This is a genomic window from Vreelandella lionensis (assembly GCF_044543515.1).
Lineage (GTDB): Bacteria > Pseudomonadota > Gammaproteobacteria > Pseudomonadales > Halomonadaceae > Vreelandella > Vreelandella lionensis.
In genome coordinates, this window is sequence record NZ_JBITWC010000032.1 from 26,161 (window position 1) to 35,423 (window position 9,263).

The window sequence follows — 9,263 nt, forward strand, 5'->3', positions numbered from 1 at the left end:
CTCCATCGTTTGCGGGCTTACCGCTGAGACAGGTTATATCATGCGATGAAGTCCCACTGGGTATCTATCAGGTCGTGGGTACGCATTTCCTCGGACGCCATGAACCCCCCGGCAACATCACGTAGTGATGAGCCATTTTCAAGCTCGTTTGCCCAATATGCTTTGCCCGGCGCATCGGCCTCACGGCCAAGCAGTGATTGGTAGAGCGTGTCCAGCACGCCATCGGTGCCATCGACCGCTAGATTGAGGTCTTGATCCGCTTCCGATGAGGTCATGAACAGCATGGCCACATCCGCTCGACTCAAGCCTTCAGCATGCTGCTTCGCCCAGTACTGTACTCCTTCCACATCACCTTGGCGCCCCAACACCTGGTCGTAAAGCCCGGTGATCCAGGCTAGGTCGTCATCGTAGGTGATGCTTTCCTCGCCATCGGCGAAGCTTAAGATCTCGATGTTGACCAGCTTGTCGATATCATTCGCATCATTCTTAGCCTGTACGGTAATGACGCCATGCTCCTGCGTGACGATATAGTCGTCGCGGTTGCCGTCATAACGCGCCTTATCGGTATCGTTGCCGCCGTGCAGCAGATCGGCGTCGGCACCACCAAACAGCTCGTCGTTGCCACTTCCCCCGAAGAGACGATCATCGCCGCCTTTGGAGCCGACGACATCATCACCGCCGCCGCCATAGAGAACGTCATCATCTTCACCCAACACGATGTACTGAGCATTGTCGTCGCCGGTGACCACGTTGCGACCTGTGCCGCCGATCACTTGCGCTTCGCCAACGATGGCGGCAAAGTTCACATCGTCAAGCTGCAGTACCGTACCGCTTGGTAGGCTGGAGGCATCGATAACTAGCGCTTCCTGCTGGTTACCGGTTTGACTTTCACCTGCTCCGGTGATGGTGATGGGGCTGCCGAGCTGGGCACCCTCGGCCACTGTCGGCGTCACTGTCTTAACGAAGAGCTGGCTGTCCTCGGGCAGCTCGTTCAGGAAGGATTGCCCAATGCCGGTCATCTCTTCCTGCGGCGCCGAGTTCTCGGGTGTCTTCTGCTGGATACGGGTGATGAGATCGTTCAATGCATCCTGCTTCGATAGACGCGTTGGTGCCCCTTCTGCCCGCATGCCAACGCCTGTCGGCAGGCCGACTTTCAGTGCCGGGGTATCCACGCCTTCGTCCTGAGCCAGCGGAACGTCGGCAAGACTACCATTCTCGGTGTTCGGGTCGTCTTCACGCGTTTCATCGGTGGGCACTATCTCGGTCACTTCCTGAGTGCGGCCATTCGTGGTAGTGGTGCTCTTATTCACCGTCGCACCGTCCACTTTGGAGGTTCTGCTGTTGGTGGGGGTACCGCCGCCGCTAGAAGGCGGTGCGGTCCAGGTGATGTCGCTGTCTTCACCATTATCTGCCACGACAAAATTGTCGTTGCTTATGCCGTTCAAGGTGATGGCAAAATCACTGCCTTTATAACCCGTATCCTCAAAATCACCGTCTTTGTTGCCATCAACTTTTAGTACACCTTTTTCAAAAGCAAGGTGTTCATCGGTAAGGCCTGTCATGCCGGTAATTCGGATGGTATCGCCCTCACCAAAGTCAGTGATAGTGTCGTTATCCAGGTCGTGGGCATCCCCCAGGAACAGATCATCACCTGCGCCGCCGGTAAGAGTATCGGGACTATAGCCGCTGGTGAAAATGTCCTCCCCGACACCGCCGACAAAGGTGTCGATTCGCTCGTCGGCCCCCTTAAACGCTGTACCGGTGGTGTTGGTGGTCGTGACACGGCTAATATATTCAAGTCGCGTGCTCGACAGATCTATCTCTTTTTGCGTTGTACGCAAGGTGTTGTCATGGCCCTCAACAGCGGCAAAACCGCCTACGGAGACATCGGCCTCTACGGTCCCCACGGACCCCACGGTGATGGTGGCGTCGCCCTCATAAGTGGTTTGCACCTTCCCAAAGTTTTTGACGGTCAGCCCTGACAGGTCGAAGTCGGCTTCTTCCGAAAGCAGCGTGCCTTGTCCGCTGTTGTCCCGAAGGGTATCCAGCTGCGACAGCACCGCAGCGTCAACGATCAGCTCCCTGATATGCTGAGAAGGCATGTACATAGGGGGAGCAATCGGCGCTGAGGGTTCGGTATTCAGGCTCGTGGAAGCTGCCGTCATCACCTGCTGCATTTCGTTGATGGCCAGGGTATCGATATGCGTGAAGATCTTGCCACGAGCATCCGCTGTTGTGGACGATTCAGAATTTGGCTCGGTGGTTGCGACGCTCACGGGTTGATATTCAATCGCATTGCGGATATTGAGGGTATCCTCGTCATCAGCATCCACATGCCTGAAGTTCTTCAACTCCTGGTTGTTGAACTGCTCTGCCGAGACGGTGGTGCTGGCGGCACCGGCATGAGTGTTTTCTAGCGTATCCCAATTGATCAGCGTTGCACGGGAAACGTCCAAACTCGCACCTTCGGACTGAAAGATATCGACGCCATCCGTATCCGCGGTCTTGAAGGTGGTCGCGTCAAGTGTTGCCGGGGCGGGGGGCATGGTAGAGGTCTGTGTCTCTACAGCCATTATGGGCTCAGGTCCATGCGCTGTTGCCTTGACGGCTAGGGTGGTGTCACCTGAACTGGTCAGGTTGAGCGAGTCGACGCCGTACAGCGATATATTGGATGCATCCACTGTCGCACCGGCAATATTCAGCGTGAGACCCTCAGTGCCAAAAAAACCAATATGAGGCGCGTTAACCAAAACAACCATGCTTCCTTCGCTGGAGGCGTTATTGACCATAGCAACCTGCTCGGCGGACAGCGTCATGGTGGCGTTGGGTTTTGTAGATGCCAAGCCGTTAAAGCCTGAGAGGGTTTTGTTGGTAAAATCCAGTGTCTCTGCGTCCACAAACAGCGATGTCTTGCCGTTCCCCTTCAGGGTCGTGAAATCGTTCCAGCCATTTTCTTCGTTCAGAGTCACCTGCACAACATCAGAGCTCGCGACCTCAAGGGTGCTGACATTCTGTACTACCGTTGCTGGGGCGCTAAAATCTGCTCCAAGTTGTTCGTTACCGGCAAGCACGACTGTGTTATTGGCACCAACGCCATCAATAGTGGAGCCGGCCAGATGGCCAAGTTTAGTCACCACAATGGTGTTGTCTGCGTCGCTGGCCGTCTGGCTGTTGTCGATGAAGTTACCTGTCTTGGTATTGAAGGTGTTACCGTTAGTATAAAGTGCATCCGGGTCCACGGTAGTGAATTCATAGATACCATCGCCCACGGCACTGATGGCATTGCCCGCAGCATCGATCAGGGCATTGGCGTCGATCTCCACACGCAGGCGGGTCTCGCCAGGCAGATCCTGCGTCGGGGTCAGGGTTAGTGTGGTGGTGCCATCGCCGGTTACTGCATTACCAACATCGTTGGGAACAAAGGTCTCTACCGTATCCCCGTTATCGTCCTTGACGAGGCGGATTTCACCAGCGGCGAAAGTGACGGCTTCGTTAAATACCAGATCAATCGAGGCATCCACTGCTACCGGGTTGGCGCCATTTTTGGGATCGGAGCCCTCAGCATTCAGTTTCGGGGCGGTGGTATCAATGGTCACGGCCAACGCATCGGTGGCGGCTGAGATGTCGCCTTCCGCATCCGTCTGCACGGCATGAATGCTGTAGTCACCGTCCGCCAGGGCGCTTTCGGCGGTGATAGAGTAATCTATTGAATCGCCGCTCAGCTCCTGAGTGCCGATCAGGGTATCGGTGCCTTCATCATAGGTCTGATTATTATTGGTATCGGCGAACACGGTGACCGTGTGGCCATCGTCACCCGTGCCGGTAAAGGTGGGTGTGGTGTTGCTGGTGTTGTTATCGCTGTCGCTGGAACCGGTGTCGCTCGCGCTGGCGAGGTCAGGTTGGCTGGGGGCCGGTACGGGAGGCGGCAAAGTAATCTCAGTGTCACCGTCCACGTAATTCGTGGAAATACTACCGACCACCCCTTCTAGTTTTAACTGGGAGTTGTCGAACTCAAGAACGCCGTTGGTTAAGGTGGCGTCCGAGAAATCTCCGCCGGTGATCCTAATTGTGTCGCCAGCGGAAAAGTCGATAATGGTGTCGCCATTCAGCTCGTCAGAGGTTCCAAAAAACACATCATCACCGTCGCCTCCAGTGAGAATATCCTTCCCCTCCCTGCCATTCAGCCTGTCATTGCCGCTTCCACCTTTTAAGATATCCCCTAAGGCCCCTCCCTCGAAATCAACCGGGGAGGACTGACTACTCCAATCGGCCTTAATTGCAGTACTTTTAGTGGGCATGTTAGAAATGGCTTGAGAATCAACAAAATTATACTGATCATACTGATTAACTTTTGCTATAAAGAATCCAGACGACGACGAGGTGATCTCTATGGTGGCATTTTGCCATTCTGCCCAATCAGCCAACTTGGTGGCCTCCCCCATATCGTCCTGATAATAAACGGTGCTTCCGCTGTCACCATCCCCAAAACTAACGTCTTTTTTATACTCAAAAACACCCGCCATGTTTAACCCCGATTCTGTTGATCTTGTTATGCCCTGCCCAGAGTGAGGGTAGAGCGCTTCTATCAATTGGCTTACCATGCCAACGTATGAGAAAGGCGGTGCCTTCCTACTTTTTAATGAATCATAATGAAAAAAAACACACGTTAGCTGACAAAACCTGACATTCCTGATTTTTTCTTTGTGTTCTGGTAGGTTTTGGCTTTTATCCGGCTGATTTTCTGATCATGCATCTCTTGTTAATCGAAGACGAAACCGAAACCTTGGAGGCGCTGGCCAGCTACCTGCGTCTGCATGGCTGGGTGGTGCATGAGGCTCCCACCCTGCAAGAAGCCGACTATTTTTTGCAGCACGCACCGGTGGAGATGGTTGTTCTTGACATTGAGTTACCGGATGGCTGTGGCTTGAACTGGCTACAGCAGAATGCAGCCACAGTAAGAAACGCCGGGGTGATTATTGTCTCGGCGCACCATCAGGAAAGCACACGCTTAAAAGGGCTTTCGTTAGGGGCGGATGTGTTTTTGCGTAAGCCGCTGGCGGCCAGGGAGCTGGCCCTGCAATTGGAAAACCTGCATGCCCGCCTGCGTCACTGGCAAAAGGCTAGCAATACGGCGGCCTACTGGTCATTAGAACCCTCTCAATGGCAGCTCACCAGCCCGGAAGGGCGCCGCGTTTCCCTCACGCTCTCTGAGATTCGCTTGCTAAAAACAGTGGCCCACTGGGCCGGGCAGCCCGTGGCCCGGCCGGAGATTATCAAGGGCCTAGAGGCCGACCCGGTGCATTACGATGAACGGCGGCTGGAAACCCTGGTACGTCGCTTACGGCAAAAAGTACGTGAGGGGACTGGTGGTCAATCCTTACCGCTGATTACGGTGCGCGGCGTCGGCTATGCCTTAAAAGCGGAGATACAGGTTGTGGATGAGTAAGCAGGCTGTGAATGAATAGGCGGGCAGTGAAACTCTGTTGGCTGTTGTCACTTATGGTGTGGGTGTGCTGGGTAGTGCCGGTGTCGGCAGAGCCCCTGCGCCTTAAAGAGACCGATAAGGTGTACTCACTCAACGCCCACCTGTCCTATAGCTTGATGCCAAACGACACCACCGTCGCTGAGGTAGCAGAGCAACGTCAGGCATTTCAGCCGCATACAGATGCCAACGTATTGAACCTAGGCTACAGCGCCCAGGCCCTCTGGCTGCACTTTTCTATCCACAACCCCGGCGCTCTTGCTGCATGGATTCTCGAATACGGTTACTACCCGCCGACAACCTTTGAGCTCTACCTGAGAGGGGATGCAGGCGACTACCAACGCGTGGATCTAGCCGCAAACCAATGGCCCAGCCGTTATCTGGCTTATGACCTGCCCCTGCAACCCGGTGTTAACGAATTCTTTCTGAAAATTCAGACCAGCGCCTCCTTGACGATGCCCTTAACACTCAGCTCGCAAAAAACCTTTGCCGCCAACAAACAGGGTTTTTACTTTACCCAGGCGCTGTACTTTGGCTGGGTCGCTAGTTTGATTTTGTACAACCTGTTTTTATTTTTCTCTTTGCGCGACCGACGCTTTGGCTACTACGTACTCTTTGCTAGCTCGCTAGCGTCGGCCTTGGCCTTTTACTATGGCTTTCCTCAGCAATGGCTAGGGCTAGAGTACGGCAATACCACCACCATTTTGGGCACGGTGTTATTCAATCTGGCGTCTTTGTTTGCCATCATTTTTGCCCGTCGGTTTTTAAACACCCCCGCTCACGCCCCTTTTGGAGACAGGGTATTACTGCTGATCTCCTTGTTCTTTTTAACATCCATCGTGACCGTGCTGATATGGCCAGAATCCACCACACCCTCCTGGCTGTTGAGCCTGGGTGCCCCGGTCGGGGCCATTATTGCCATGGTCATCGCGTTGCTTTGTTTGATCCGTGGTTATAAACAGGCCCGTTTTTTCCTGATCGCTTGGTCAGCGCTGCTGCTGGCCAGTGTAGTGGCGTCTCTGCGTAATTTTGGCTGGGTCGATACTACCCCGCTGACGTCTTACAGTATCCAGATTGGTTCGGCGATTGAGATGCTGTTTCTGGCCATTGCTCTGGCTGATTCCATGCGCATTGAACGCGTGGAGCGTGAGCGTATCCAGCAAGCGTCGCTGCAAGATAGCTTGGCAAATCAAAAAGTGCTGACCAGCCAACAATCGGTACTAGAGCAAAAGGTGATTAAACGCACCCAGAACATTCAGGCATCGCTGTTCAAGGCACAAAGCGCGTTCAAAACCTACATGCGCTTTGGCGCGATGATTTCACATGAGTTCAAGAATCCCTTAAACGCGATTCTCAATCAGATTGAAACGCTGAATCTGGAACGTCAGCATGGTATTGACCAATCAGAAAAACGACTGACCTCCATTGAAGGCCAGGCCAAACGGCTGAAAACCCTGTTTGAACATTGGCTTTCCACCGATCAGCTGATTAGCGGCCAGCTGTCCGTCGATTTTAAAACGGTCACCTTGCAGCCCTGGCTAGGGGAAACAAGAGAGTTAATCGAAAGCATCCATGCCGATCGGGCGTTTGAGTTTCATCTGATGGTTAACCCAGCCGACGAGGCTGTTATGGATGCCACCTTGGTGCAAATTGCCCTGTTCAATTTGGTGGATAACGCTTGCCGCTATTCACCGGAAGACGCCAGCATCCGTATGCTGGCTCAGGTGACAAACCAGAAGCTGTCGCTTGAAGTGGTCAATACCCCCAGCCACCCCATGACGGAAGAGCAGCTTAACGAAAGCTTGGGTGCCTACTGCACGTTCTCAAATAAACAAAAGGACAGCACGGGGTTAGGCCTATCACTGGTCGGCTTGATTGCCGAAACGCACGAAGGCTCCTTGGATGCCCACTTGCTGGATGAAGGTAAGGTGCGCTTTGTCATGTGTTTACCGGTGGTTTTCAATAGCGATGAAGCTAGGCGCATTTAGCAAGCTACCACCGCCCCCTTCCCTTTTTAGTTTAGGTACTTTTTAGTTCAAGTACTTTTTACTTTAGGCATTGCTACTATTGATTTAGCTTACCTATGCAACAGTGGCGAAAGCGTGACGCTTTCACGACAACTCATTGTCATTGCATAGCGCCAACGGGTAAGGGTGTTAAACTTATTATTTATGCTTTCGATAATGGCGACTGATCCATATTGCACAGGGAGATTCATGTTGAGTTTATCTCGATCTACTTCCGAGATTATTAATCAAAGCGGCATCGCCTTTGGCACTAGCGGTGCCCGTGGTTTGGTGGAACAGTTCACCGATGAGGTATGCGCGGCCTTTACCGTGGCATTTATTTCAGCCATGCAGCGTTCGTTTACGTTTGAGCGCATTGCCCTGGGGTTGGACCGCCGCCCGAGCAGCCCTGGCATGGCTGCCGCTTGCACCAGCGCCGCCAAGGCGATGGGATTGGCAGTGGATGATTATGGCGTGCTGCCTACGCCCGCCCTAGCGCTTAAGGCCATGGCCGATGGCATTCCGTGCATTATGATTACCGGCAGCCACATTCCCTTCGACCGTAACGGAATTAAGTTTTACCGCCCGGATGGTGAGATTAGCAAAGAGGATGAAGCGGCTATTTTGCAGGCCGATGCGACCATGCCTTCACTCGCTGCCGTTGAGCGCAATGAGGTATCGGATGCCGCTAACCAAGCCTATGCGGAGCGCTTTGCCACTTGGTTCCCTGGTGAGCCGCTAAAAGGCTGGCGGGTTGGCCTTTACCAGCATTCAGCAGCGGGCCGTGATCTAAACGCGCATATTTTGGAAACGCTGGGGGCGGAAGTGATAGCGCTAGGCCGCAGCGATGCCTTTGTACCGGTTGATACCGAAGCGGTCAGTGAAGAAGATCAAGCCAAAGGGCGCGCTTGGGCAAAACAGCATCATTTACATGCCCTACTCTCCACCGATGGCGATGGCGATAGGCCATTAGTGGGCGATGAAACGGGCACTTGGCAGCGTGGCGATATCGTGGGGCTGTTATGCGCTAGCGCATTGAATATTGAGGCACTGGCAGTGCCGGTGAGTTGTAATACTGTCATTGAGCAGTGCGGTGCTTTTAAGAAAGTCGCGCGCACACGCATTGGCTCCCCTTATGTATTGGCGGGCATGGCAGCGCTTTCAGCAGACTTTAACCGCGTGGCAGGTTTTGAGGCGAACGGTGGCTTCTTGCTCGGCAGCACGCTGGAGGAGGATAACCGCCAGCTCGCAGCATTACCCACCCGCGACGCCCTGCTGCCTGCACTCACGCTAATGGTAATAGCAGCTGAAAAAGCGGTTCCGCTCTCTCAGCTATTCGCTGAATTGCCTGCCCGATATACGGCGAGTGATCGCTTAAAGGAGTTCCCCACCGAGAAAAGCCGTGAGCTGTTGGCTGAGTGGGAAGCCTCCCCAGCTACCTTAGTGCAAGTACTAGGGTTAGAGGCATCAGTGGCCCATATTGATACCACCGATGGCCTTCGCGCTACGCTGGATAATGGGGATATCGTTCACCTTCGCCCTTCGGGTAATGCCCCTGAGCTGCGCTGTTACTGTGAATCTGATGAACAGGCCAAAGCCTCTTCATTAGTGCAAAAGTGTTTGCGGGCGCTAGCCACCCTTCCGCTTTAAGTCAGCCAACAAAAAACGGGCACCCTGTGAGTAATGCCAGTCAGTTAAGAGTTTCACCAATGAGCTGACAATGCGATATTCCGGTATCAGTGATTCTCTGATACCGGATTTTTATGCATTTTAGT

At 53.7% G+C, this 9,263-nt stretch carries 4 protein-coding genes and 1 pseudogene; 3 read left to right on the top strand and 2 right to left on the bottom strand.

Translation table 11 applies throughout. The features are described from left to right. Positions 1–38: 38 nt before the first annotated feature. Positions 39–4,133 (bottom strand): DUF4214 domain-containing protein, encoded by a 4,095-nt coding sequence (locus tag ACIGG6_RS16575; protein ID WP_399846030.1) that lies wholly within the window; start codon positions 4,131–4,133, stop codon positions 39–41. A gap of 9 nt (positions 4,134–4,142) precedes the next feature. Next, positions 4,143–4,601 (bottom strand): annotated as a pseudogene (locus ACIGG6_RS16580) (hypothetical protein); the annotation flags it as partial. Between the two features lie 146 nt (positions 4,602–4,747). On the opposite strand from ACIGG6_RS16580, the gene ACIGG6_RS16585 reads away from it, so the two are divergent. From ACIGG6_RS16585 to ACIGG6_RS16595, 3 genes are all read left to right on the top strand, one after another. Next, positions 4,748–5,446 (top strand): response regulator transcription factor, encoded by a 699-nt coding sequence (locus tag ACIGG6_RS16585; protein ID WP_399846022.1) that lies wholly within the window; start codon positions 4,748–4,750, stop codon positions 5,444–5,446. 26 nt (positions 5,447–5,472) lie between these two features. Then, positions 5,473–7,470: a sensor histidine kinase gene (locus ACIGG6_RS16590; RefSeq protein ID WP_399846025.1), complete on the top strand. Its 1,998-nt coding sequence runs from the start codon at positions 5,473–5,475 to the stop codon at positions 7,468–7,470. Positions 7,471–7,698: 228 nt separating this feature from the next. Then, positions 7,699–9,138: a phosphomannomutase gene (locus ACIGG6_RS16595; RefSeq protein WP_399846028.1), complete on the top strand. Its 1,440-nt coding sequence runs from the start codon at positions 7,699–7,701 to the stop codon at positions 9,136–9,138. Positions 9,139–9,263 lie beyond the last annotated feature (125 nt).